The organism is Tolypothrix bouteillei VB521301, from assembly GCF_000760695.4.
Taxonomy (GTDB): Bacteria; Cyanobacteriota; Cyanobacteriia; order Cyanobacteriales; family Nostocaceae; genus Scytonema; species Scytonema bouteillei_A.
This window is the reverse complement of record NZ_JHEG04000001.1, coordinates 9,362,440-9,389,355: the sequence shown is the minus strand read 5'-3', so window position 1 is coordinate 9,389,355 and position 26,916 is coordinate 9,362,440. Positions and strand designations below refer to the sequence as shown.

Genomic DNA, 26,916 nt, shown 5'->3' with positions numbered 1-26,916 from the left:
GGCTGGAATCTACTCTAATTGACCTAACTGTGCTGCACCGCGCACCCTCGCAATCTCCGCACGCGCGGCTTTGGCTGCCGGACTATCGAGATTGTCCTTAGATGCAATTGCTGCTGCAAGATCGATCGCCGCATCGAGTATGAACCCAGCGCGTTTTGCCGCGTCAGGCCCGGATGAGGACTCGATCTCTCTCAGGTAAGCTCGCCGATTTCTCGGTCGGTTAGAAATCGCAGCCAGTTCAGCTTCTGTCACGATTCCGTTTGCAACATCGTCAGCCAGCAGGACGCGGACAAACTTGCGTTGACGCTGCTCGGAGAACCGCCACGCAAGCAAAATCGCAACCGTTCCAATGACGATGCCGATGGGCCCGAAGCCGATAAACCCAATAATGGCATCCCAACAGCCATGAGCCAGACAAGCCAACAGAAAGAAACCTATCAAAACCGCGAGCCGATGTCCGAACGAGCGATTTTTCGCTTCGAGGAAGTAGCCAAACCCCGTACCCGCAACCGCCGTGTAGAGCGAGTGACTCCAGAAACCGGTTGCTGTACGTACTACCAATAACTTTAACGCATCAGCAACCTGCTGCGATCCAAAGCTTGCGTCGGGGGCACCCACAATGTAAAGCACGTTTTCAAAGACCTGAAAGCCGAGACCCACAAACGCACCAAGCAGAAACCCGTCGTAGGCGTTGCGGACATGGTTGCGTGCTAGTAAAGAGAGCATGATAAGCCCGACGAATTTGGAGCTTTCTTCCACGATGGGTGCCGTGATGGCCGCACTCCAATGGCTATAAAAGTCTAAGCTGGCCAACTTCGCTATTAGGGATAGGATTGCATTATTGCCAGGAAACGCCATGACCCACACCGCTACTAGTCCGCCCCAGAGAAAGCCGAGCAGCGCGAGCTTGGCTGGCTCACGTTCATATCGGTCTTTGTGGGTGAGAAACCAGATCCAAGGCAGGCAATACAGTGCCTGAGACGAGAGGGCGATGAACAGAGCGGAGGGATAGATGGCCCTGCTCAACAAAAATCCGCTGAAAACATAGGTGCCTTTCAGCACGAGCAACCAATACAGGTAGCACGCCGGGTTGTGCGGCTGAAAAAATCGGACGGGATAGCTCCAGCCTGAACGATCGATGGCAGCCTTGCGGATTGTGTCCTCACCCTTTGAAGTGCTAGTCATGAATCGCCTTCCTTCGGTTTAAAAGTGATGCTCTTAATCATGTCAGCGATCGGTTGCTCCAGTTGTGTGGAGGTAGCGGCCGGGCCCTTCACAATCACTTCGACTCCCTGACCCTTGCCATCGACGTATGCGAGCAGTAGACCAGTATAGTCGGGGCCATTAATTCTCTTAGCTACTCCGGCAACCTTTTGTAGTGTTGTAACAGGAACTAATTTACCCTCGACAACAAATTCATTCTGGTCTTTCACGATCTGGTTGAGGAGTTCCTCGGCAGTTCCCTTCCAGACGCCGCTTTTGACGCTAAACGTGACGCCATCTTTGAAGACCACTGCGTTTGATGAACTCCCGACAGGGAATGGGGCCTTAGTTATTACCCAGCCTTGGGTCGGCGTAAAACTTACAGGGCCGACATTATAAGCTGTCCCTGCTAAAACCTCCTTGTTATGAACAGCCTCGTTGATGGCTGGCATGACTCCCGACCATAAAAACACCACAAAATAAACGCTCACCGTCGGCCAAATGAGCCGACGATCGAGTCCAAACAGTCGATATTCAACCGGTACAGGGGCTTCGTGTCTTAGGGGGGACATACAATTTTCCTTTTTGCGGTGCTAAACAGGGGTGAAGCAGATTCCGGGACGACTTCTCGAAAAACTCCAACACCGCTGCATCTTCAAAAGATGGTAAGTTTGTTACAAACCCAATAGCCTACTAGGCTAGAATCGGGTTCTGCTGCCGCCCCAATCGCCTGAGTTGCACTCGCCCCGAAACTTTTCAATCCCATCTATGGCGATCCTGCCGCTGCGCCGGTCGATATTGACACGCGGTTTATTTAGCTCGTTCATCCGGTATTTTCCCGTAATGCGATCGGGCGAGACCTGAAGGTCGTAGAGCGGCCACCATCCATTGTCACCGCCCGAATGGATCGGCGGGATAAGCTTTCCGGTTAGATGGATTTTTCCCTGTGAACCACGGATTTCGACCTGAACCTCGGAATCGAAGTCGCCAGTGGTTAACTCTACGCGATTACTTGCTTCATAGCGATGGCGGCGATCGTTCCATTCATATCCATAGCGATTTGCGACAGTCGGTTTGCGACCTTCACCATAGCAGATCAACGTCAGATTTTGGCCCGACGAGCTGCCATTGTCACTGTCAGATGTGCCTTGTTCCCGCAGGTAGCTATCGATCGCGGCCTGGGCTTTACGGATTTCTGTTGAACTACAGGATCGTCCTTGTTGCAGGATCTCTCCTTGAGGGTTAAAAAGGACTGTGCAGCCACTTCCCGATCTCATACCAGTCACACTCAGATTACCGTTGTCTAAAGTGTCAATCACTGCTTGAGCGTTAACAGGATGAGTGACTGTAAGAGTTAATAAACCCACAATAGTAGGGGCTAATATTCGCAGGCTTTTTATTGGTTGCATTGAGATTCTGGCTAATTTCAAGGGGCGTACTTACCAACACCAAGACGCTTGTTTAGTAAATTGGGGTTTGGCTAACGGCGAATCATAGTTTAGACATCGTTACGAAGGAAAAAAAAGTAACTTTAGAATTTCATAGTTCTGATTGAGCAACGCCAATATTTTAGACAGCTTCAAATTTCCCATGTTTTCTTATTTACCTCAAGTGCAGATAAATCAGTTAACTTACTTCCAGGCAAATTACCTGAAAACACTCTTATATAGGCTGTAGTTTTGGTAATCTCAAGATTGTGCAATATAATACTTCATTTGCTAAAAATTTTTTGTATTTTTATATACAAATCTTGTTTTTACTTACATAGGCATCTAGGGGTAAAAGTAGCGAAGAGAGATTTTGCCGCCACGCACAGCTTGAAAACCTTGCTGTGAGAGAGTTACAGAAATAAAACCGCTCTCATTCACCGCGCTAGGCATCACTTATCACTTAATTTTTATAGTCTATCTATCTTACGTTTTTTTTGGTTGACCTACTTAAAAAATCAATTGATTTTTTCCCAGTTCAAAAACTTCACTTACATCAGTGAAGCTGTGGCAGATATCTGGTAATATTTAGATTACATCCATTAAAACATCATATACGTCACTTAAGGCTGGAAACCACTTTTAAGCAAAATTAATATAAAAACAAGTTAAAATTTTCATTTAGAAATGAAAGAAGACAAAAATAAATCACTGCGAAAAAGAGGAGTAGTTCTAACTGCTGTCGGGATGAAGAGATTGCAAACTGCAATTTTGGAAGAAGAGAGACAAAAAAGAGGAGGTAAACGTTTTACACAAGTAGAATTAGGCGATCGCATTGGAATTTCTACCTCTAGTTTAAGCCGTTTATGGTCTTTGAATTCGAGGATAGATCCGCGTACCCTGCGAATCTGCTTTAGTGCTTTTGATTTAGTGTTGCATGAAGATGACTACACCCTCTATGATGCCAATGATATGGATTTTCTGCGGGAATATTCGCCAGAAGATAGACAACTGATAGATCGAGATTTATCTGAAAATTTAGTTGATGCAGATTTATTACCAGAAAGTGAATTGTCGGGGGAACAACAAACAATCACACCAAATACTGCACCATCTCAAATTGTTTCCGTCTTTCTCGGTGAAGAAAAAATTAAGAGTGAAATGACACTTAACAAACAGAGCGATTACAACGATGGAGCAAAGATTAGTGAATATATAAAATATCCCTGCGCTCCTTTATCTTTAGATTCTAAATTCTATGTTCCTCGTCCTCCATTAGAAGAACTAGCACATCAAGAAATTACGCAACCTGGATGCGTCATTCGCATTCAAGGTTGTCGAGGCATGGGTAAAACTTCTCTAATGTTGCGGATTGTAGCTCATACCAGAATGTTAGGGTATGAAACTGCAAAAATCAATATCGCTCAAGTTGATATTGATGTTTTGCGAAAACCTCAATTATTCATGCAATGGTTAGCTGCTAGTATTGCTCGTCAATTAGGCAGAGAATTTAATGCCGATAAACATTGGGACGAAGAAATAGGTAGTAAACTCAGCTGCACTCTTTATCTAAAAGAATGTTTGCTTGCATCTTTAGAAAAACCTTTACTATTAGTATTAGACGAAGTTCAGCGTATTTTTGAATATCCCGATCTAGCCAATGAATTTTTACCTCTGTTACGTTCGTGGCAAGAAGAAGCGCAACAGGATGAAGTATGGACAAAGCTGCGTTTGGTGATTGTTTATTCAACAGATGTTTATCTTTCTATTGAAATTAATCAATCTCCTTTTAACATTGGGCTACCATTGAAATTATCAGAATTTACTTCTGAGCAAGTAATTGAGTTAGCCAACCGCTATGGAATTGATTGGCAACAAAACAAGCAAGTGCATCAATTAATGGAATTAATCGGGGGACATCCAGCATTACTAAATATTACTCTTTATCACCTGCTCTATCATAAATTAACCTTAGAAGAGATTTTGCAAACAGCAATCACAGAAGTAGGAATTTATCGTCAACATTTACAAATTTTATTAAATAAATTACAAAAAAACACCCAATTATTAGATACTATGAAAATCTTTTTAACAAAAGATAAAAATATCGATTTAGATATGTTAACTGCCTACCAATTAGAAAATATGGGGTTAATTCAATTGCAACAACAAAAATGGGTAATTAGTTGCCAATTATATCGAGACTTCTTTAGAAAATATCTGATGTCGTAATTAAACAAAGTTCAGCTAATTATGATTTGCTATTATGAACAAAAGCACTTATAAAGTTGGTGGTTGTCTAAATGCTAATGCTGCTAACTATGTTAATAGACAAGCAGATATTGAGCTTTATACAGCCCTAAAAGCGGGGGAATTTTGCTATGTATTCAACTGTCGTCAAATAGGCAAATCTTCACTACTGGTACATACCAAGCAACGATTACAAAATGAAGGCTTTAGTTGTGCTTACGTTGATATTACGCAAATATATAGCCAAGAACTCACCCAAACACAATTTTATAAAGGGATAATTGTCCGCTTGCTGCATAGTTTTGGATTAGCTAAGAAAATCGATTTTGCAGCTTGGTGGCAAGAACAAACTGAGTTTTCACTCATACAACGTTTGGGCAATTTTATTGAAGATATTTTGCTAGTCAATCTGAGTAACAATCGGATTTTTATTTTCATTGATGAAATTGATAGCTTGCTGCAATTAAGCTTTGGCATAGATGATTTCTATGCGTGGATTCGGGCTTGTTATCAACAAAGAGTCCATAATCCTGAATACGAACGACTGGGTTTTGCTTTATTTGGAGTTGCAACTCCCTCTGATTTAATTCAAAATAAACTCAAAACACCTTTTAATATTGGTGTTGCTATTAATTTAGAAGGGTTTACATTAGCAGAGGCTCAACCTCTGGTAGTGGGATTAGAGCAAGTTGTGAACAATCCCCAAAGGGTATTTAAAGAAATTATTGCTTGGACTAATGGACAGCCATTTCTAACGCAAAAATTATGTCAGTTAGTGGTAATAACCAAGCAACAGCATTACAGCCAAAGGATGAATCTAGAAAGTAACAACGGCAAAACTAGCCTACCTTTGGAAATTGCACCAGGTAAAGAAGCAGATTGGATAGAGTGTTTAGTGCGATCGCAAATCATTAACAATTGGGAATCTCAAGACGAACCAGAGCATTTACGCACAATTCGCAATCGCCTGCTTTACAATACTCAACGCATTAGTAGATTACTCGGAATCTATCAGCAACTTTTACAAGCTATTCCCGTAGCAGCCGACGACAGTCGAGAACAGATAGAACTGCTGCTTTCTGGTTTGGTAGTTAAATATCAAGGATATTTGCAAATCCGCAATCGCATATATCAAGACGTTTTTAATCGGGAATGGGTAGAAGCACAATTAAATCAACTATGTCCCTACTATGAAACAGTATCAGCTTGGATTGCTTCTCAAAAACAGGATACATCCCGGCTTTTACGGGGACAAGCTCTAATTGATGCCCAAAAGTGGGCGCAAAACAAAAGCCTCAGCGATTTAGATTACCAATTTCTAGCCGCTAGTCAGGATGCAGAACAGCAAGAAATCCGGCGGCAATTTGCGGTGCAGCAAGAAAGCGAAAGGTTCTTTCGGCAACTAGCAGAAGCGATGCCCCAGATGGTATGGATTGTAGAGCCAGATGGTAGACTATCTTATACTAACCAGCATTTAAGTACCTTTTTGGGGCGATCGCATTCAAAGGTGACGGACTGGAAAAGCCTGGATTTGGTTCATCCTGAAGATCGCCCCAATAGCCTTGTCGCTTGGAAACATTCCCTAGAAACCAACTCACCCTATGAAGTGCAACTGAGAATACAAGATGTCGCGGGAAACTATCGCTGGTTTCTCAATCGGGCGATTCCCATCAAGGATGGAAGCGGACAGGTAGTCAAGTGGTTTGGCACCAGCACCGACTTAGATGATTTGAAACGACAAGAAGAATTCCGGCGACTGCAAGAAGTTGAAAAGCGACTGCAACAAGAAAAACGTGCCAGTCGCTTGCAAAAGTGGTTACTGGGGACTGTTAGTATTGCTTTCGTCGTCGCCAGTTTCTTGGGAATGTATGCCTTCGCTCAAAGACATCAAGCTACTCTCCGAGAAATTGAAGCGATCGCTAACGTCTCGGAAGCTCAGTTTGCCTCTGGAAATCGATTAGATGCTTTAGTCAGTGCCATCAAAGCCCAGACTCGATTGAGCAAATTAGCGGATGTGCCTGCTGAGTTACTTACCAAGGTAGATCGAGAATTGCGCCGTGCCACCTTTCAAGTCATTGAACGCAACCGCCTAAACGGTAAACAGGGAAAAGTGCGGGGTATTGCCATCACTGCCGACGGACAGACAATCGCTGCTGCTCACCAACACGGTAAGATTACTTTGTGGAAAAGCGATGGCACATTGGTAAAAGTACTTAGTGGTCACAAAGGAGAAGTCTTTGATGTCACCTTTACTCCCAAAGGCGATAAACTAATTTCGGCTGGGCAAGATGGCACTGTGCGACTGTGGAAGCTGGACGGTACACTGGTTAAAACACTCAACGGACATCAAGATTGGGTGCGATCGCTCGCCGTCAGTGCCAACGGACAATGGATTGCCTCGGCTAGTAACGACAAGACAGTAAAACTTTGGCGCATCGACGGCAGCTTGATTCGTACTTTTAAGGGACACAGCAGTGCAGTTTCAAAGGTGGCGTTTAGTCCTGTTGATGCTAACATCCTAGCCTCGGTCAGTGATGATAATACTCTCATCCTCTGGAATCTAGAGGGTAAGAAAATTCGGACACTGAATAATCCCATCGCATCCAAAAAAGGCAAAAACCGTCTGATGAGCGTCACTTTCAGCCCTGACGGACAAACTCTGGTAGCTGGAGACTGGATTGGTAATGTTATCTGGTGGACTGTCACTGGCACTTTAATGGAAACTGCCACAGAACACGACAGCAGCGTGGTGACTCTCGCCTTTAGCCCCGATGGACAAACCCTTGCTTCAGCTGGTTGGGATAACACAATTAAGTTTTGGAACAGCGATCGAACTGTCAATCAAACCCTGTATGCCCATATTAACGGTACATGGGAAGTAGCTTTCAGTGCCGATGGTCGTCGTTTGATTTCCGGTGGTGAAGACAACTTGGTGCGGCTGTGGCAGCGGCAAAGCGATATTCTCACTGTATTGCGGGGTCATCGTGCCTCTGTTTGGCACACGCCGATTAGCCCTGATGGGCAAACAATCGTTTCCTCTAGTGCTGACGGCACCATTAAGCTGTGGAATCGAGCCGGACAACTGCTCAACACCTTAACCCCGCCACCGGGACAGGTTTGGTCAGTGGATATCAGCCCAGATGGGAAAGCGATCGCCGCCGGTAGCGATGATGGTTCCTTGACTTTATGGACGATGCAGGGAAAACCCTTAAAAACGATCTCAGCCCATAACGCAACAGTGCGGGATGTGGTGTTTAGTCCCGACGGGCTAGAAATAGCTTCCATCAGTTGGGACGGCACAGCCAAACTCTGGAAGCAGGATGGCACTTTCATCCAAACCCTGAGTGAGTCCCTACCTAAAAACCGCGATCGCCTCAATGCTGGAACATTTAGCCATGATAACCAATGGTTAGCGATCGGCGGTCGAGATACGTTTCTTCGCCTCTGGCACAGGAATGCAAACGGGAAGTTTCCATCTCAGCCGCAATTTACCCTGAAAAGTCATAACGAGACTATTTGGGATGTCGCCTTTAGTCCTGATGGAAAGTTTGTTGCTACAGCCAGCGAAGACACGACAATAAAACTGTGGTCGTTAGACGGTAAATTAATTCGCACCATTCCCGCCCACACAGATCGGGTAAATGGTATCACCTTCATTCCCCCCCATTCTGGACTCCCCGACAACTGGGGCACCGTCTTAGCCTCTGCTGGTTGGGATAATAAAGTAAAACTTTGGTCGCTAGATGGCATCTTGCACGCTACTCTAGAAGGACACGAACAACGAGCATTGAATGTTGCCTTTTACCCCGTTACCCAGAACCAAGGAGCAATCCTAGCATCTGCCGGGTTAGATGATGTTGTGATTCTTTGGCAACTCGATCGCGTTTTAGATAGTAACCAGATATTGCACTCTGGTTGTATGTGGATAAAAGATTATTTGCGATCGCATCCAGATTTGAGCGATCGTCAATCTCTTTGTCAGGTTGAAAAAACGATTCCTCCAGCCTACTCGAATACATCCGGTTAAGCCTGTTAGCCAAAGAATTTCATCAAGACCTTGAGCCGAGATACGGATACTGTTGGCGAATTCGGAAAAGCAGGATACTAGCTGGTTACTTCAGTAATGAAACGATTGAGAGCCTTCTGAGCAGTTTTATACCCAGATGCCTGCTTACCCAGCTTCAGCGCATGATATTGTTGTAGCCAAACTTGACGCAAAACTTCTACTGCTGGCAGCTTTTGCAGATAAAGGTGGAGATGTTTCCGCATAGATGGCATCAAGTAAAAGAAAGCCATCCGTCCCAATGAGGATAGCCAATGCTTCTCGCTCTTGAGCAGTTTTGGGCAGTCGATAATCTTCACGCACGTTTTGAATATCGGTCGTACCACTCAGGAGGAGCCATGAATTTTAGCCAAGTTGGGTTAACTTCTGCTACAGCATTCAAAGCAGACCGCAGAGTTTCCCCTAGATGTTCTAATCGACTTAACTCTCTAACCACTGCCAGAATATGGGTGGAGTCGGTGCGCTGTTTTCCATGTAATACATCGTCTAGGGTTCTCTTCAAATGTTAAGTAATATTTCGCCAACAGTATCCGCCACTTGCTGTAGCCTGTGAAACCCGTCCACCGCAGTGGCTCCTCTGCTATCGTACTTCTGCCTTCATGTACTAGTATATTTGAACTGTCTCGAGATAATGAACTTTGCGTGTGTGAGTCATGTGAAACCTTAGGGGAACACAATCAAAATTGTCTTTATTAATTTCTGTAAACGGATACAATAGCTTTGTTGACAAATCAATTTTTTTTGAAATGATAGAAGTATACTCAATTTCAAAAAATGAGCCATGAAAAGGTCAGTGAAGTTGGCTTTTGCTTTACAGATATAGCAGCCCTAAATGAATGACAAACACCTCTTCCTTGTCCCCCTTGTTCGGACTCAAATAGGATTGCTATCTTAGCAATGCCTTTCAACCCATTTTGACCCAGACCATGGACACTGATAAAACAATAAAAGGAAATTTTGATGGGTACACACAATCCACGAGTTCAGACAACTCAAGTCAAAGCAGGGAGCAATCTCAGTTTTTTTGAAAAATACCTGACTCTTTGGATCTTTTTATGCATTATTGCAGGAATCACACTGGGAAGATTATTTCCTGGAGTAGCAGTGGCTCTAGATAGCATGAGCATTTACCAAGTGTCCATCCCAATTGCTGTTTGCTTGTTCTTCATGATGTATCCCATCATGGTGAAGATTGACTTTTCACAAGCAGCGAATGCCATTCGTGCTCCCAAACCGGTTATTCTCACCTTGGTAGTGAACTGGTTAATCAAACCCTTCACAATGGTAGCCTTCGCACAGTTTTTTTTAGGGTGGTTGTTCCGTCCTTTAATCGTTGGAACTGAAGTCATTCGCGGTACAGACGTTGCACTTTTTAATTCCTATATTGCGGGTACAATTTTACTAGGGATAGCTCCTTGTACGGCAATGGTATTAATGTGGGGGTATCTTTCCTATGGCAACCAGGGGCATACTTTGGTCATGGTAGCAGTGAATTCCTTAGCAATGCTGTTTTTGTATGCACCTTTAGGTAGATGGTTGTTAGCAGCAAATGATTTGACAGTACCGTGGCAAACAATATTTTTATCAGTGCTTATTTATGTAGGATTACCGTTAGTTGCTGGAATGTACAGCCGTTACTGGATTTTGAAGCATAAAGGGAGAGAGTGGTTTGAACGACGATTTTTGAAGTACCTCACGCCTATTTCTATTACTGCCTTGCTAATTACGTTGGTACTGCTATTTGCTTTTAAAGGAGAACTCATCGTCAACAATCCTTCGCATATCTTGTTAATAGCCGTACCGCTCTTTATTCAAACTAATTTCATTTTCTTGATAAGTTATGTAGCAGCGTTAAAGCTCAATCTTTTTTATGAAGATGCTGCACCAGCAGCCTTGATAGGAGCTAGCAATCATTTTGAAGTTGCCATTGCAACAGCTGTGATGTTATTTGGTTTAAATTCTGGTGCAGCCTTGGCTACAGTCGTTGGTGTTTTGATTGAAGTACCAGTGATGTTAATGTTAGTTGAGCTTTGCAAACGTACAGCAGCATGGTTCCCAAGAGACCCAGAAAAAGCAACTTTACGCGACCCCCGCTGTTTCACATTGACCAGCGAGCAGTAACCAGTGACCGGAGTTCAACCTCAGTTAGAAGCTTATTGTTGATTATGAAACGTATTATGTTTGTTTGCAAGAAGAATTCCCGTCGTTCCCAAATGGCAGAGGGATTTGCTCGCACTTTAGGATTTGGAAAAATTGCTGTAAACAGTTCGGGACTTGCAGCAAGTGAGGTAGACCCGATTACGGCTCAAGTTATGTCTGAAATTGGTATTGACATTAGCAATCAGACTTCTAAATCTTTAAGCGATTTCAATCCTCTTGATTATAATGCGGTGATTTCCCTTTGTGGTTGTGGAGTTAATTTACCCGAACAATGGGTCTTAAGAGACGTGTTTGAAGATTGGCAACTTGACGATCCAGAAGGTCAAGATATAGAAACCTTCCGTCGAGTTCGTGATGAAGTCAAGGAAAGAGTTGTGAAGTTAATCGCGTCCTTAAGTTAAATAACTCAACCGTTGCAGCAACTTTCCCTAAGTCTCAACCGGAGTTCCTCCCCAAAAGGGACTCCGGTGATATTTCCAAGTCATAATATCCAAGTGCTCCCTCACAAGTTCCTCAAGTTTTTGCTTTATAAAGAGAGTTAAAAAGAGTTTTCCGCCTTTAACCCAATTTTAGAGCGGTCACGGATGTTAAAAATGGAGGTACGACATCATGCACACAACTCCATATTCCAATAGCATTATCTATATACTAGTCAAAATCTGTGTTCTCTTGCTAGTTCTGTTCCTGTGTCTCGCAATTGTTGGAACTCCAGTTGCGATCGCATCATAAATAGGGAGCGAGTGGGAGATTGAATGAGGATTAGGGTGGAGGAAGTGTATTCCCCCACCCTAAATAGTCTATTAATTTAACAATTAAGCCAATATATGTAATCAATTTTGCGGAACTTTTAAGGCTCGCAGTACTGTTTGTACGATCGTTTGTCCTTCCTTGACAACTGCCTTAAGATTTTTTTAAGATTTTCCTCACAAGTGTCCCAAATTTTGCCCGTACTTTAGAAATTAAAGACATTCTAGTCCTTAAATCTAAACAATCTTTGGACACACAAACAAGGAATTGTAAGTTACAGCATTTTGCAGCCCCGGATTAATTAAAAAACCAGGGGTTGAAAAATTATGTCTGCCAGTTTTTATCTGCTTTTTTTCTCCTCAACAAAACTCATTCATATTTATGACTTCTCAATGGCTCGGTCAAAAATCATTAAATTCTTTACTAAGAAGCTTGCTCAATCTGAGAAACCGTCATTTATTCATTTGCGATCTTGTTATTTTCTCCATCACTCCTTTACTAGCACTATTGCTGCGTTTTGATGGCAATCTTGTTATCAAACCATATCTATTGGATTTAATCAGGATCTCCATACTATTTTTAACAGTTAAACTGAGCCTCTTCTGGATGTTTGGTGTTTACAGACGCTACTGGCGCTATGCAAGCATTGAAGAACTCTCGTTTCTTTCCATGTTGATGGTATTGGTCATCATTGTTCAAACTATAGTCTTTTATAGCATTCACCATATATTTAGTTTTGATACCAACACTCTGCCACGTTCGTTACCATTTATAGATGGTTTGCTTTCATACATCTCGATCGGCTCGCTGCGTTTTAGTATCAGAGTTTTGAAAAGGGTTCAACTAGAACATACATTTAGCCCGCAACAGAGGGTGTTGATTGTTGGTGCAGGTAGTGCAGGGGTTTCTCTAGTACAAGAAATGCAAAGAAATCCCCAACTGGGTTTTTATCCCATAGCTTTTATCGACGATCACCCCCAGAAACTACACGCACGCATTCGCGGTATTCCTGTTGTAGGAAATCACTACCAAATTCCCAGTATTGTGAAATCTCTGAATATCCATAAAGCGATCGTTGCTATGCCAACTGCTACAGGACAAATGATTCGTGAAATTGTGGATATTTGCAAAGCTGCAGGAATCCAAGCCAGCACTTTGCCAGGGATACATGAAATTCTCAATGGTCGCGTGCGAGTAGATAGCATTCGGGATGTAAGAATTGAGGATTTGCTCAGACGCGAACCTATTGAGACAGATATTCTCCAAGTTTCTCAATTTTTGAAAGGTAAAAAAGTACTAATAACAGGTGCAGGCGGGTCAATTGGTAGCGAATTATGCCGTCAAATCTTTAGAACGATGCCTGCTCAGATGATACTTATAGGACATGGTGAAAATTCCGTCTTCAATATCCAACAAGAACTTGAACAATTTATCCAACTTCTAAAGAAAAATGGTGTAGAACAGGGAGAAATCCCTTGTCTTATCACTTATATCGTTGATATCCGCTGTTGGGAAAGGTTGAAACAGGCTTTTGAGCAATTGCAACCTAATGTGATTTTCCATGCAGCTGCTCACAAGCACGTTCCACTTATGGAATTAAATTCACCTGAAGCGATCACTAATAATGTACTGGGAACGAAAAATTTACTAGACCTAGCACTGGAATACAACGTTGAACATTTCGTCATGGTTTCAACAGATAAAGCAGTGAATCCCACCAATATTATGGGAGCCAGTAAGAGGGTTGCTGAAATGCTGGTGCTGCAAACTGCAAAAGAAAGTGGCAAATCTTATGTTACTGTACGTTTTGGTAATGTTTTGGGTAGCCGTGGTAGTGTTGTTCCTACATTTAAGAAACAAATTGCAGTAGGTGGTCCAATCACTGTTACCCATCCTGAAATCCGTCGTTACTTTATGACCATTCCAGAGGCTGTTCAACTTGTTTTGCAAGCTGGGGTACTTGGCCATAGTGGAGAAGTGTTAATGATGAATATGGGTGAACCTGTAAAAATTGTGGATTTAGCAAAGGAATTAATTCGCTTGTCAGGATATGAGGTCAACAAAGATATTGAAATTGTATTTACGGGATTGAGACCGGGAGAAAAATTACTTGAGGAACTGTTTATTCCTGGAGAAGAGTACGAACCAACTCAACATGAAAAATTATTTGTTGTCAAAAATGCCAGTTGCATTATTCCTGAGAACTTGACTGTTACTGTAGAAGCGTTGTGTAAAGCAGCAGAAGAAAATGATGCCTCTGCTATCAAGTTTTTCCTGAAACAATTAGTAGCAGGATACACACCAGAATTCTTGTCGAATTATGGAGCCACAAGTGATTTTAACTCCAGTCCTGTACCAACAGCGCAAAGTGTAAACGATTTAGTTCTCAAATTAACGGGAGCTTAGTTTTCATAAAGTAAATTCCTGTCACTCTTTTTTCTCGTTCAAAACATAACTTTTACAGCTTGGTTGAAATAAGTGATAAATTATTTTTTACAAAAGATGAATTCCTTTTTAAAAATATCTCAGCAGTTCATGCAAAAGCTGACTGACAAATTGTTGTGCCAATTACTGAAGCTGAGAAACTGCCATTTTTTGATTTTTGATGTGATAATTTTTTTAATAACACCATTGCTAGCGCTGTTCTTGCGTTTGGATGGTCATCTCGTCATAGCACAATATATACCGGAACTCGTAAAAGATACAATACTGTTTTTAATCATCAAAGTTTGTGTATTTTGGAGCTTTGGTTTTTACAGACATTACTGGCGGTATGCCAGTATTGAGGAACTGACATATATAGTTATGCTAGTGTCGGCTACAGTAGTGATTGAAACTTTGTTATTTAATCTTATTCAAGATATACCTTATGTTCCTGCAGACAAACTACCACAATCACTGCCATATATCGATGGTTTGCTTTCATGTATTTTCATAGGAGCACTGCGTTTCAGTCTGAGGGTTGTGGAAAGAACACACCAGAGATATGCATTATCTAACTCACAAGAGAGAGTATTGGTTGTTGGTGCTGGTAATGCAGGGCTTTCTCTAGTACAAGAAATGCAAAGAAATCCCCAACTGGGTTTTTATCCAGTGGCTTTTATTGACGACGATCCTCAAAAATTACATACCCGTATTCGTGGGATACCTGTAGTTGGCGATCGCAACCAAATTCCTGAGGTTGTGAAATCTCTACACATCCATAAAGTTATTATTGCAATGCCGACAGTTGCAGGACATGTGATTCGGGAAATAGTCAATATTTGCAAAGTGACTGGAATTCAAACAAACACTTTACCAGGCATACATGAAATTCTCAATGGTCGCGTCAGGTTAGATAGTATTCGAGATGTCAGAATTGAGGATTTACTCAGACGCGAACCCATACAAACGGAGATTGCAAGAGTTTCCAGCTTTTTAAAAGGAAAAAAAGTCCTGATTGCAGGCGCAGGTGGGTCAATTGGTAGCGAACTTTGCCGTCAAATTTTCCAGTGTTCCCCAGCAGAAATGATACTTTTGGGACACGGAGAAAATTCTGTGTTTAACATTCAACAAGAATTGCAACAACTCGTGCAAGTCATAAAAAATGATGGTAAAGTCCAAAAATATATACCTCGTGTCTTTGAGTTCATTAGTGATATCCGCTCTTATAAAAGACTCAAATATGCTTTTGAGAAATACCAACCAGACGTCATTTTTCATGCTGCGGCTCACAAACACGTTCCTTTAATGGAATTAAATCCATCAGAAGCAATTACTAACAATGTACTGGGAACGAAAAATTTACTGGACTTAGCACAGCAATATGATGTGAAAAATTTTGTGATGATTTCCACAGACAAGGCTGTGAATCCCACCAATATCATGGGAGCAAGTAAAAGAGTTGCAGAAATGTTGGTGCTAAAAGCTGCTAAAGAGAGTGGAAAGCCTTATGTCGCTGTCCGTTTTGGTAATGTTTTAGGCAGTCGAGGTAGTGTGGTTCCTACTTTTAAAAAACAAATTGCCGCAGGGGGTCCAGTCACTGTTACTCATCCCGAGATCCGTCGTTATTTTATGACCATCCCCGAAGCCGTTCAACTCGTGCTGCAAGCTACAGTCATTGCTCATAGCGGTGAAGTGTTAATGCTGAATATGGGTGAACCTGTGAAAATTGTTGACTTAGCAAAAGAACTGATTCGTCTTTCTGGATATGAAGTCAACAAAGACATTGATATTGTATTTACTGGGTTGCGACCGGGAGAAAAGCTATTTGAGGAGTTGTTGATTCCGGGAGAGGAATACAAATTAACCGAACATGAAAAACTGCTGTTGGTAAAAAATGCCAGTCGGATGATTCCAGATACTTTAGAACTCATGGTAGAAAGTTTGTTTAAAGCAGCAGACAAAAATGATGTGAATAATATTTTGTTTTTACTAGAGCAGGTAGTACCGGGATACAAAGACGAATATTTACAAAATAAAGGAGCAGAAAATATGGTAAAAAGTATTGCTTTTAAGTCACAGCTAGCTGTGAATAGGCTGGAAAAAGTGCAAACAAGAAGTGCGTAATGAGGAGAAATATAAGAACTTGTGAAGAGCCGTTCAAACTCACTCAAAGAGTTTGCTAAAGTTAGGAGGTGATACAGTCATGGAACAAATTAAGCCACTCTCATTACGTCACAACTTTTCTTGGACTTTCATTGGTAATGCGATCTATGCAGCTTGTCAGTGGGGGATGCTAGTGGTGCTTGCGAAACTTGGTAGCCCAGAAATGCTGGGACAGTTCACTTTGGGATTGGCAATTACCGCACCTGTCATCATGTTTACAAATCTCCAACTGCGAATCATACAGGCGACGGATGCTAAACGCCAGTATCTCTTTGGAGACTACCTGGCTTTGAGGCTCATCTTTACAGGATTAGCACTTTTCTTGATTGTGGGAGTCACTTTTACAGCAGGATATCGTTGGGAGACATCACTCATTATTTTGTTGATAGGTTTGGCAAAAGCTTTCGAGTCTATCAGTGACATATTTTACGGGCTAATTCAGCAACACGAACGTATGGATCGCATTGCGATATCAATGACGATCAAAGGACTGTTATCGCTGTGCTTCCTCAGCCTTGGGGTTTACATAACTGGTAATGCTTTATGGGGAACAATCGGTTTGGCTGTAGCCTGGGCGATAGTCCTAGTCAGCTACGATATCCAGAGTGGCGCATTGATGCTTAAGGGCTTACCAAAAACACTGCAAAGTGAGATATCTGGAATTCGTGATTTGTTTGTGGTAATCAAACCCCGGTGGCATTTGGAAACCCAACGGCAACTCATAGCTCTCTCCTTACCTCTCGGTATTGTGATGATGCTGATTTCGCTAAACAGCAATATTCCTCGCTATTTTATTGAGCGGTACTTGGGAGAGAGGGAACTTGGCTTTTTTGCCGCTGTGGCCTACCTTATGGTCGCAGGAGGCATAGTGGTCAATGCGCTGGGAGAGTCAGCTAATCCACTATTGGCTAAATATTATGTTGCTGAAGATAGCGCAGCTTTTCGGTCTCTTATGTTCAAGCTGCTCTTAATAAGTGTTTTGTTAGGTGGAGCGGGTGTCCTAGTCGCTTTGGTTGCAGGTAAGCAAGTTCTTTCCCTTCTCTATCAATCTGAATATGCCAAGTATGCAGATTTGTTTGTTTGGCTGATGTTAGTTACAGCCATCAACTATATGTCCTCGTTTCTCGGTTATGGAATGACAGCAGCTCGGTATCTTCGTATTCAAATACCTATATTTGTTGTAGTCACAGCTATCTCAGCTATAGTTTGTTTCTGGTTAATCCCAACGATGGGACTTTTAGGAGCAGCGATCGCGCTTTTGCTGTCAGGGGTTGTCAAAGTGATTATTAGTTCGGGGGTCATTATTTATGCATTACACAAACTCCAAAAACATTGATACATCAAAACCAAAGTCTAAGTTAGTCAAACCGATAGAAAAAAATATTCGTATTCTCCATGTCGTTGGTGCAATGAATCGAGGTGGTATTGAAAACTGGTTAATGCAGGTCTTGCGCCATATTGACCGCGAGCGATTTCAAATGGATTTTCTGATGCATAGCACCGAAGCTTCTGCTTACGATGAAGAAATTCTCTCTCTGGGTAGTCAAATTATTCCCTGCTCCGATCCCTCACAACCAAGGTTGTATGCTCTCAAGTTTCATCGGATTTTGCGTGAATATGGTCCTTATGATATTGTCCACAGTCATCTTTCTCACTTCAGTGGTTTTGTTTTGTACTTAGCACGGCAAGCAGGCACACCAATACGCATTGCTCACAGCCATTCTAATAGCTCGGCACTAAAAGCAAACAAACACTGGTCTCGCCATTGCTATTTAACTTTCATGAAATTTTTGATTGCCCGTTGTGCTACTATTGGTTTAGGATGCAGTCCACTTGCAAACGCAGATTTATTTGGTGCTAACTGGAAAACAGATCCCCGATGGCGACTTCTTTATTGTGGTATCGATCTGACTCCATTCCAGAAATCTATTGATGCCGTTCGGGTTCGTGCTGAATTCAACTTACCATCGGATGCTTTTGTCGTCGGTCATGTCGGACGTTTCGACCCACAAAAGAACCACCAGTTTCTCCTAAAAATTTTTGCAGAGACTGTCAGACGCGTACCGCAGGCATACCTCTTGCTCGTAGGTGAAGGTATTATCCTACCAAAAATCAAACAGCAAGCCTGCGATCTTGGTATTGCCAACCGTGTGATATTTACTGGAAGTCGGTCTGATGTTCCCAGACTGATGAGGGGTGCTATGAATATATTTCTCTTTCCCTCCTTGTGTGAAGGATTGGGTTTGGTATTAATCGAAGCCCAAGCAGCCGGACTACCCTGTATCTTTTCTAATGTGGTTCCAGAAGAAGCAGATGTGGTCAAGCCACTTTTGAAGCGGCTATCTCTGTCACAACCAGTTTCAGATTGGGTAAATGAGGTTTTAGCTTGCCACAATCAAATATCTAACGTTGCTCAAACTGAAACTTTAAAACTTGTAGCAGCTAGCCCTTTCAATATTGAAACTTCAGTGATGCAATTGGAGAAGATTTATCAAACTGAGGTTGCTAAAAATAAGTCATCCTATGCAAATACAAGAGTGTTTATTCCAGAACTTATGTAGATAGTGTTAATGATTTCTTTGAAAGTTCATTTTATATATCTTTATTAACACTTAATTTTAGTGTAAAGGGCTCGAAAAAACGTCAACTCTCTCAATCTTGAATACTTTGATATTGATTTAAGAGGAACTTATGACGGCTTCTGTCAGCACAATTATTCCATGTTACCGTTGTTCTAAAACAATTTATAGAGCAGTTGATTCTGTCGCTAAGCAAACTCTTCTTCCGGCTGAGGTTATCCTTGTTGATGATGGAAGCGGCGATGAGACTCTACAGGTTTTGTGGCAGTTACAACGGGATTATGGTAAAGACTGGATTAAGATTATTGCATTAAAAGAGAACTCTGGTGCTGCTGTTGCTCGCAATACAGGTTGGAATGCAGCATCCCATAAATACATTGCTTTCCTTGATGCTGATGATGCATGGCATCCAGATAAGATTGCTATTCAATTTTCTTGGATGCTTGACAATCCTGAAATTGTCTTATCTGGACATCGTGCTGTTGTGCATAACACAAAAGCTCAATTAAATTATGAACCCATACCATCTAGCATCAAAATCAATCGTATAGGGAGACAAAAAATTCTATTCTCCAATCGTTTTAGTACTTCTTGTGTAATGATAAAGCGGGCTATTCCGCAGCGTTTCAACCCTGCTTTTATTTACTCTCAAGATTATTTATTATGGTTGGATATCATACTAGCAGGCGGTCGGGCTTGCATTCTCAGTTTTCCTGTATCTTATTACTTTAAGGCTTTCTATGGTGCGGGAGGGCAGACAAAATACCTTTCCAATGGAAAAGCAGGCGAACAAAAAATTTATCAAACTTTATTGACCTCTAGAAGAATTACATATCTAGAGTGGCAGATTATTTCTTTATGGGCTTTAGCAAAGTATTACAGGCGCGTGTTGATTTGTTCGGCACAAAATTTGCATGACTCTTTGTCCAGGAGTTTGATAAATGAGGTTTGCGATAGTTAAGCGTTTAAATTGATGTTACATTATAGAAGAATAGTATTGACATGAACACACTCGAAAGTATCTGGATTGCAATTGCCATCGCATTGACAAATGCCACTCAGGTTAGGATGGCAAGTTTTCCCCTTGGGATTGGTGAAGTCATGATATTGATTTGGCTCCTCTTTTTATTAAAGAGAATAATAATTTGTCAATATCACTTTATGACGTCTCTTGTGAAAGTCAACTTTTGGTTTTGGCTGTTGACGTTTAGTTTTCTAAATTTAGGTTTGTTAATAGCTGATGCTATGGGATTAAAAGCCTCTAAGATCGACCATGACTGTTTGGCGTTTCTCTTTATAGCTATTACATCAATTGGTTTTTCACTATCAGAAACCTTTTATCACGAAACCAAAAAAATTATTTTTTATTTTCTTTCCTTCACATTAGTGTTTTTATTTATAATCTTTTGTTTTCCTTCTGTCACTCCATTCCTCGACTCTTGGTATGGTGGTGTGCGATTTACAGGTTGGGCTGAAAATCCAAATCAGTTAGCTTTATTATTAAGTGCGATTCCTTTCTTGATTTTACATATTTTAAGTATTTCTAAAAATACAATTTTAAAAGCATGGTACGTTTTGTTACTGATTGTTTGTTTAATCTTAGGTAAGGCGACAGACTCTGATGCCATGTTAGTCTCATGGGTAGCAGGATTCGGAACCTTGTTTTATTTAATTATTATAAATTTTTTGATTAATTTTTTTACTAAAAAAATAAAAGCCGACATCAAAAGAATATATCAAAAAATTCTAGGAATATTTTTCATAATGATATCAATGGGAGCCATAAGTATTATACATCAAACAATTTCTTCACTATCAACAAATGTCTATGATAAAGATAGTCAAGGAAGCGCACGCATGACACTATGGAAACATGGAATTACTGCCATCTCACACTCCCCTTTGTTTGGTCTTGGACCTGGTGCTCATTCAGGTGAAACTGGTCCATTTTTGGACTTTGAGGCTCATAATACTTTTATAGATTGGGGAGCAAGTACCGGAATCATGGGACTCATAGCTTATGTAAGCCTTCTAGCATGGATAGCTTGGAATGCATGGCAGCAAAAATACATTTTCTTGTTCGTTGCTGTGATTTCGTTAGCTGGATTTAGTACATTTCACTATGTATTGCGACATCCTATTTTCTGGTTTTATTTACAAGTCATAATGACTTTAAGTCAAAAGCCATCAAAGTCTTTCCAACCCATCTTAGTAAAGGGTTTTAATCCCCACTTTTAAGAAGAACGAGAAAGTTTTGCGTCATAAAAAAATTACATAAAAATTGAGAAGAGTGTTATATGTGTGGAATTGTAGGTATTTTTAATACTGCTAGGCAAATGTCTGAAGAAGAGATAGAAGCTATAGTGAAAAATATGTCCCATGCTCTCTATCACCGAGGACCAGATAGCCACGGTACATGGGTAGATCCTAAAAATGGTTTTGCTCTGGGACATCGGCGGCTTGCTATTATTGACATATCTTCAGAAGGACATCAGCCCATGGTGTCTGCAGATGGTCGCTACGTCATTGTATTTAATGGTGAAATTTATAACTTTTTAGAATTAAGGCATACTCTGGAAAAGTTAGGTCACTGTTTTCGGGGTCATTCTGATACCGAAATCATGTTAGCAAGCTTCAGCCAATGGGGAATAGATGGGGCGATCGCTCGCTTTCATGGAATGTTTGCATTCGCCTTATGGGATCGTCAAGAGCAACTGTTGCATTTGGGTCGCGATCGCCTGGGTGAAAAACCACTATACTATGGTTGGATTAACAATACTTTTCTCTTTGCTTCCGAACTCAAAGCCCTGAAAGCATATCCTGATTTTCATCCCGAAATCAACCGTGATGCTTTGGCGTTGTTTCTGCGGTACAGCTACGTTCCTACACCCTATTCCATTTACCAAAACATCTATAAATTATCCCCTGGATGCATCCTGACATGGAATGGTCGAGATACTAATCCCAAACCAGTACCGTATTGGTCTGTTAAAGAAGTTGCACAAGTGGGTGTTGCTGAACCCTTCACAGGCTCAGAGCAAGAAGCGATCGCACAAATGGAAACGCTTTTGTTGGAAGCCGTTCGATCCCAGATGATTGCTGATGTTCCTTTAGGTGCTTTCCTTTCAGGCGGAATTGATTCCTCTACAGTCGTAGCCTTAATGCAGGCTCAAAGTACTCAACCAGTCAAAACATTCACTATTGGTTTTTATGAAAAGACATACAATGAAGCGGAGTATGCCAAAGCAGTAGCAAAGCACTTAGGCACAAACCACACAGAACTTTACCTGACTCCACAAGATGCTCTTGATGTTATTCCTCGAATACCAACTCTGTATGATGAACCCTTTTCCGACTCCTCCCAAATTCCTACTTTTTTAGTTGCCCAATTAAGCAGACAGCATGTCACTGTCAGTCTTTCCGGTGATGGTGGCGATGAAATTTTTGGGGGATACAACCGCTATTTTTGGGGTCGTAGCATTTGGCAAACAATAGGCTGGATGCCCAAAACCCTGCGTCGGATGGCTGCAAATGGTTTAACAAGCTTCTCACCCAAAAATTGGAATGATGTTTTTACAAATTTTAGTTTCCTTTTACCAAACAAGCTCAAATACTCCAATGCAGGTGAGTACATACACAAACTAGCCAGAATTTTGGCAGTTCCCGATCCAGACGCGATGTATGCCGATTTGGTTTCGCAATGGCAAGATCCTTTGGCGCTAGTTATCAATAGTTACGAACCCGTGACAACTTTGAGCAATCGCCAGTCTTGGGCAGAGTTATCGGACTACACTCAACGCATGATGTTCTTAGATACAATCACTTACTTACCAGATGATATCCTGGTGAAAGTCGATCGTGCGAGCATGGGTGTAAGTCTGGAAAGTCGTATACCACTGTTAGATCGCCGTGTTGTCGAATTTGCATGGCGCTTACCGCTATCAATGAAAATCCGTAACGGTCAGGGAAAATGGTTATTGCGTCAAATTTTGTATAAGTACGTGCCTCAAGAATTGATTGAGCGACCCAAAATGGGCTTTTCTATGCCCATTGATATATGGTTGCGCGGTCCCTTACGCGACTGGGCAGAAGAATTACTTGATGAAAATCGTTTGCGCGAACAAGGATTCTTTCATCCCTCCCTGATTCGCCACAAGTGGATGGAGCATTTGACAGGTAACCGTAACTGGCAACACCATCTGTGGACAGTATTGATGTTTCAAGCTTGGTTAAATCAGTCGGTATGAAAAAACGTAATTAGAAAAGTTGCAAAAATTTTTAGTTAACCCATTAGGAAGGATTGAGACAATATAATGAATATTACAGTTATCGGGTTGGGTTATGTTGGGTTACCTGTGGCATTAGCAATTGCCAAAAAATTTCCCAACACAGTTGGTTTTGACATTGACAGCAAAAAAGTTGCAGCCTTAAAGCAAGGAATTGATACCACGGGCGAGGTATCTGTTGAAGAATTAAACAATACTACCTTGAAAATAACTTCTGAAACTGTTGATTTGTTAGACAGCAACTTTTTTATCATTGCTGTACCGACTCCAATAGATAGCAACTGTTTTCCAGATTTAACTCCAATCGTGAAAGCGTCTGAGACTGTGGGTAAAGTTTTAAAACCTGGAGATATAGTAGTGTACGAATCAACAGTCTATCCAGGCGTTACAGAGGAGATATGTGGACCAGTACTAGCACGGGTATCCGATCTGCGACAGGGAGTGGATTTTAAGTTAGGTTATTCACCAGAACGGATTAATCCTGGTGATAAAACACATACTTTAGAAAAAATCGTTAAAGTTGTTGCAGGAGAAGATTCGGAAACCTTAGAAAAAGTTGCTCGTGTTTACGCAACAATTGTTGATGCTGGTGTCTATCGAGCTCCTTCTATTAAAGTTGCTGAAGCAGCTAAAGTTCTTGAAAATACTCAGCGCGACCTTAATGTTGCATTAATGAACGAGCTCGCACTTATTTGCGATCGCTTAAGTATCCGCACCTGTGATGTTTTAGCAGCGGCTCGAACCAAGTGGAATTTTTTAGGCTTCACACCCGGTCTTGTGGGTGGTCACTGCATTGGAGTCGATCCATACTATTTAACTGCAAAAGCACAACAGGTAGGATATTACCCCCAAGTCATTCTAGCTGGGCGACGGATCAACGATAGCATGGGTAAATATTTAGGAGAACGCCTGGTCAAACTCTTAGTACAAGCCAATGTCAATATTAAAACCGCAAGGGTAGGAATTTTGGGACTGACATTTAAAGAAAATGTACGAGACCTTCGTAACAGCCGGGTACCAGACATCATTACAGAGTTGCAACAATTTGGGATAGAACCTCTGGTACACGATCCCTTAGCCGATAAAGCACAAGCCCAGCATGAATACAATCTTGAAATCACTGATTGGAATGCAATTAGCAATTTAGATGCAATGGTACTTGCTGTCAACCACAAAGCCTACCTGGATATACCTCTTGAAGAGTTGTTTTCTCGTCTTCGCCCTGGGGGAGTTTTGATGGATGTAAAATCTGTTTTCGATCCCGCGATTGTACCGTCTTACATAAATTACTGGAGTTTATAAGAGCCAAATCTATGACAAAAATATTAGTTACGGGTGCTGCTGGTTTTATAGGTTTTCACTTGAGCCAACGCTTATTAGATAGAGGAGATGAAGTCATTGGGCTAGACAATCTCAATGATTACTACGATGTCAACCTTAAAAAAGATAGATTAGTCCAACTGCAAGATAAATCCACCTTTAAGTTTTATCAAATGGATATAGCAGACCGTGAAGGAATAGCCAAGCTGTTTGCTAAATACAACTTTGATAAAGTCGTCAATTTAGCCGCACAAGCTGGGGTGCGCTATTCCTTAACAAACCCCCATATTTATGCAGATAGCAACCTCATTGGGTTTATCAATATTTTAGAAGGTTGTCATCAGACTAACGTTCAACATTTAGTTTTTGCTTCTTCAAGCTCCGTTTATGGTGCAAATACGAAAATTCCATTTTCTGTTCGTGACAACGTAGACCACCCAATAAGTTTATATGCTGCTACTAAGAAAGCTAACGAACTCATGGCACATACTTACAGCAGTTTGTATGGTTTGCCAACAACTGGGTTGCGTTTCTTTACAGTTTATGGTCCTTGGGGACGCCCAGACATGGCGCTATTTCTATTTACAAAAGCAATTTTAGAAGGGCAGGCAATTGAGGTTTTTAACTATGGCAAAATGAAGCGAGATTTCACATATATTGATGATATTGTAGAGGGAGTTATTCGAGTTCTAGATAAAATTCCCGAACCAAATCCCTCATGGATAGGGAATGCACCAGATCCCAGTACGAGTTATGCTCCTTACAAAATTTATAACATTGGTAACAATCATCCCGTTAAGTTAATGGCTTTTATTGAAGCCTTGGAAAATTGTTTGGGTAGAAAAGCAGAAAAAAAACTGCTGCCATTACAACTAGGTGATGTTCCAACTACCTATGCAGATGTCGATGATTTAGTTCAAGATATAGGTTTTAAACCCAATACCTCCATTGAGGTAGGAATAGAACGTTTTGTTAAATGGTATGTCTCTTATTACCAATCTTAAAACACTTATGCAGTTTACTAGAAATCAAACAGCAATGCCAGAAACAACTAAGCTATTTCACATCACGACTGTCCCAGAAACATTTAACTTTTTTAAAGGACAGATAGACTACATGAAGGCACAAGGATATGAAGTTCATGCCTTATCTTCGCCTGGAAAATTGTTAATCCAATTTGGCTATCGCCAACAAATTCCCGTTTACGGAGTACCCATGCAGCGACGCATTACTCCGCTACAAGACATTTATGCCATATTTCAAATCTGGCAGTATTTGCAGTCTGTCCGCCCCGAAATTGTTCATGCTCACACACCTAAAGGAGGACTTCTGGGCATGATTAGTGCAAGACTTGCAGGAATTCCTGTTCGTATTTATCATATCCGTGGGTTACCTATGATGACTGCAACAGGTTACAAACGCCTGCTGTTAACGTGGAGTGAAAAGCTTTCCTGCTTATTTGCTCACCAAGTTCTTTGTGTTAGCCACTCAGTTCGTGAAGTAGCTATCAAAGAAGGTCTTTGCCCTCCAGAGAAAATTAAAGTCCTTTTGGGAGGTAGCAGTAATGGTGTTGATGCATCTCATAGATTTAACCCTGCTAATTTAGATCTATATACCCGTCAGCAGACGCGGACAAAGTACGGTATCCCAGACGATGCTGTTGTTGTTGGATTTGTAGGTCGTATTGTCCGGGATAAAGGTATAGAAGAGTTAACAAAGGCATGGCAGATCTTACAGCAAGAGTTTTCCAACCTGCATTTACTTGTTGTCGGGTGTTTTGAACCTCAAGATTCAGTAGCTACAGATATACAAGAATCACTCACAAGCGATCGCCGTGTCCACATGACAGGAATGGTTGACGATACACCACCACTTTATGCAGCAATGGACATATTAACCTTGCCAACTTACCGTGAGGGATTTCCGAATGTTGCTTTGGAAGCAGCAGCAATGGAACTACCAGTAGTAGCTACGTGTGTCCCTGGTTGTACAGATGCAGTACAAGATGGAGTCACAGGGATATTAGTACCACCCCGTGATGTCAGAGCGTTAGCAACAGCAATTCGCAGGTATTTGCTCAACTTAGAATTACGCTGTCAGCATGGGGTTTCAGGGCGCAAGCGTGTTTTACAGGATTTCCGTCAAGAAGCTATCTGGAACGCCCTACATCAGGAGTATTTGCAAATTTTACAAGCTAAAGGACTATCCACTCCTGAGTCTGTATTACATCTTCAAGAGGCAATTCTGAGAACATAGGGCTTCGTTGTACAAAATATCGATGAATAGATGATTGA

At 41.6% G+C, this 26,916-nt stretch carries 17 protein-coding genes and 1 pseudogene; 14 read left to right on the top strand and 4 right to left on the bottom strand.

What is annotated here, in order from left to right; translation table 11 throughout:
* Positions 1 to 9: 9 nt before the first annotated feature.
* The 3 genes from HC643_RS38405 to HC643_RS41045 form a co-directional block, all read right to left on the bottom strand.
* Positions 10 to 1,185: a PrsW family intramembrane metalloprotease gene (locus HC643_RS38405; protein WP_038086487.1), complete on the bottom strand. Its 1,176-nt coding sequence runs from the start codon at positions 1,183 to 1,185 to the stop codon at positions 10 to 12.
* The gene (locus HC643_RS38400) at positions 1,182 to 1,775 is read right to left on the bottom strand and encodes a hypothetical protein (RefSeq protein WP_038086484.1); all 594 of its coding nucleotides are present in this window, start codon (positions 1,773 to 1,775) and stop codon (positions 1,182 to 1,184) included. Before HC643_RS38400 ends, HC643_RS38405 begins: the two co-directional genes overlap by 4 nt.
* 126 nt (positions 1,776 to 1,901) lie before the next feature.
* Positions 1,902 to 2,612, bottom strand: coding sequence for a hypothetical protein (locus HC643_RS41045; protein WP_050045462.1), 711 nt, complete (start codon positions 2,610 to 2,612; stop codon positions 1,902 to 1,904).
* A gap of 705 nt (positions 2,613 to 3,317) precedes the next feature.
* Here HC643_RS41045 and HC643_RS38390 point away from each other — a divergent pair.
* Positions 3,318 to 4,862, top strand: coding sequence for an AAA-like domain-containing protein (locus tag HC643_RS38390; protein WP_038086481.1), 1,545 nt, complete (start codon positions 3,318 to 3,320; stop codon positions 4,860 to 4,862).
* A 34-nt stretch (positions 4,863 to 4,896) separates the two neighbouring features.
* Positions 4,897 to 8,907: an AAA-like domain-containing protein gene (locus HC643_RS38385; RefSeq protein ID WP_050045463.1), complete on the top strand. Its 4,011-nt coding sequence runs from the start codon at positions 4,897 to 4,899 to the stop codon at positions 8,905 to 8,907.
* A 158-nt stretch (positions 8,908 to 9,065) separates the two neighbouring features.
* Here HC643_RS38385 and HC643_RS42740 read toward each other — a convergent pair.
* Positions 9,066 to 9,415: pseudogene (locus HC643_RS42740) on the bottom strand (IS5/IS1182 family transposase); the annotation flags it as partial.
* 488 nt (positions 9,416 to 9,903) lie between these two features.
* On the opposite strand from HC643_RS42740, the gene arsB reads away from it, so the two are divergent.
* The 12 genes from arsB to HC643_RS38320 all read left to right on the top strand — a co-directional run bounded on the left by arsB (position 9,904) and on the right by HC643_RS38320 (position 26,878).
* Entirely contained in the window at positions 9,904 to 11,064 is a 1,161-nt protein-coding gene (gene arsB, locus HC643_RS38375; RefSeq protein WP_038086478.1) for an ACR3 family arsenite efflux transporter, read from the top strand.
* A 44-nt stretch (positions 11,065 to 11,108) separates the two neighbouring features.
* Entirely contained in the window at positions 11,109 to 11,504 is a 396-nt protein-coding gene (gene arsC / locus HC643_RS38370; protein ID WP_202048694.1) for an arsenate reductase, glutathione/glutaredoxin type, read from the top strand.
* Between the two features lie 727 nt (positions 11,505 to 12,231).
* On the top strand, positions 12,232 to 14,256 hold the full coding sequence (locus tag HC643_RS38365; protein WP_038086473.1) for a polysaccharide biosynthesis protein: 2,025 nt from the start codon (positions 12,232 to 12,234) through the stop codon (positions 14,254 to 14,256).
* A gap of 96 nt (positions 14,257 to 14,352) precedes the next feature.
* Positions 14,353 to 16,398, top strand: coding sequence for a polysaccharide biosynthesis protein (locus tag HC643_RS38360; RefSeq protein WP_038086470.1), 2,046 nt, complete (start codon positions 14,353 to 14,355; stop codon positions 16,396 to 16,398).
* 79 nt (positions 16,399 to 16,477) lie between these two features.
* Positions 16,478 to 17,773 carry an oligosaccharide flippase family protein gene (locus HC643_RS38355; protein ID WP_038086559.1) on the top strand — a complete coding sequence of 432 codons (1,296 nt, stop codon included), beginning with the start codon at positions 16,478 to 16,480 and terminating at the stop codon, positions 17,771 to 17,773.
* Positions 17,745 to 18,998 carry a glycosyltransferase family 1 protein gene (locus HC643_RS38350; protein ID WP_082051641.1) on the top strand — a complete coding sequence of 418 codons (1,254 nt, stop codon included), beginning with the start codon at positions 17,745 to 17,747 and terminating at the stop codon, positions 18,996 to 18,998. The genes HC643_RS38355 and HC643_RS38350 overlap by 29 nt, the downstream gene beginning before the upstream one ends.
* 130 nt (positions 18,999 to 19,128) lie before the next feature.
* A complete protein-coding gene (locus HC643_RS38345; protein ID WP_050045464.1) occupies positions 19,129 to 19,977 on the top strand; it encodes a glycosyltransferase family 2 protein in 849 nt (282 codons plus the stop codon).
* A 41-nt stretch (positions 19,978 to 20,018) separates the two neighbouring features.
* Positions 20,019 to 21,254: an O-antigen ligase family protein gene (locus HC643_RS38340; RefSeq protein WP_038086467.1), complete on the top strand. Its 1,236-nt coding sequence runs from the start codon at positions 20,019 to 20,021 to the stop codon at positions 21,252 to 21,254.
* A 59-nt stretch (positions 21,255 to 21,313) separates the two neighbouring features.
* Positions 21,314 to 23,263: an asparagine synthase (glutamine-hydrolyzing) gene (asnB, locus tag HC643_RS38335; RefSeq protein ID WP_072040721.1), complete on the top strand. Its 1,950-nt coding sequence runs from the start codon at positions 21,314 to 21,316 to the stop codon at positions 23,261 to 23,263.
* 66 nt (positions 23,264 to 23,329) lie between these two features.
* Positions 23,330 to 24,604, top strand: a complete 1,275-nt coding sequence (locus tag HC643_RS38330; RefSeq protein WP_038086464.1) for a nucleotide sugar dehydrogenase — start codon at positions 23,330 to 23,332, stop codon at positions 24,602 to 24,604.
* 11 nt (positions 24,605 to 24,615) lie between these two features.
* Positions 24,616 to 25,626: an NAD-dependent epimerase gene (locus HC643_RS38325; protein ID WP_050045465.1), complete on the top strand. Its 1,011-nt coding sequence runs from the start codon at positions 24,616 to 24,618 to the stop codon at positions 25,624 to 25,626.
* Positions 25,627 to 25,633: 7 nt separating this feature from the next.
* On the top strand, positions 25,634 to 26,878 hold the full coding sequence (locus HC643_RS38320) for a glycosyltransferase family 4 protein (protein ID WP_237266045.1): 1,245 nt from the start codon (positions 25,634 to 25,636) through the stop codon (positions 26,876 to 26,878).
* The last annotated feature ends 38 nt before the right edge of the window (positions 26,879 to 26,916 follow it).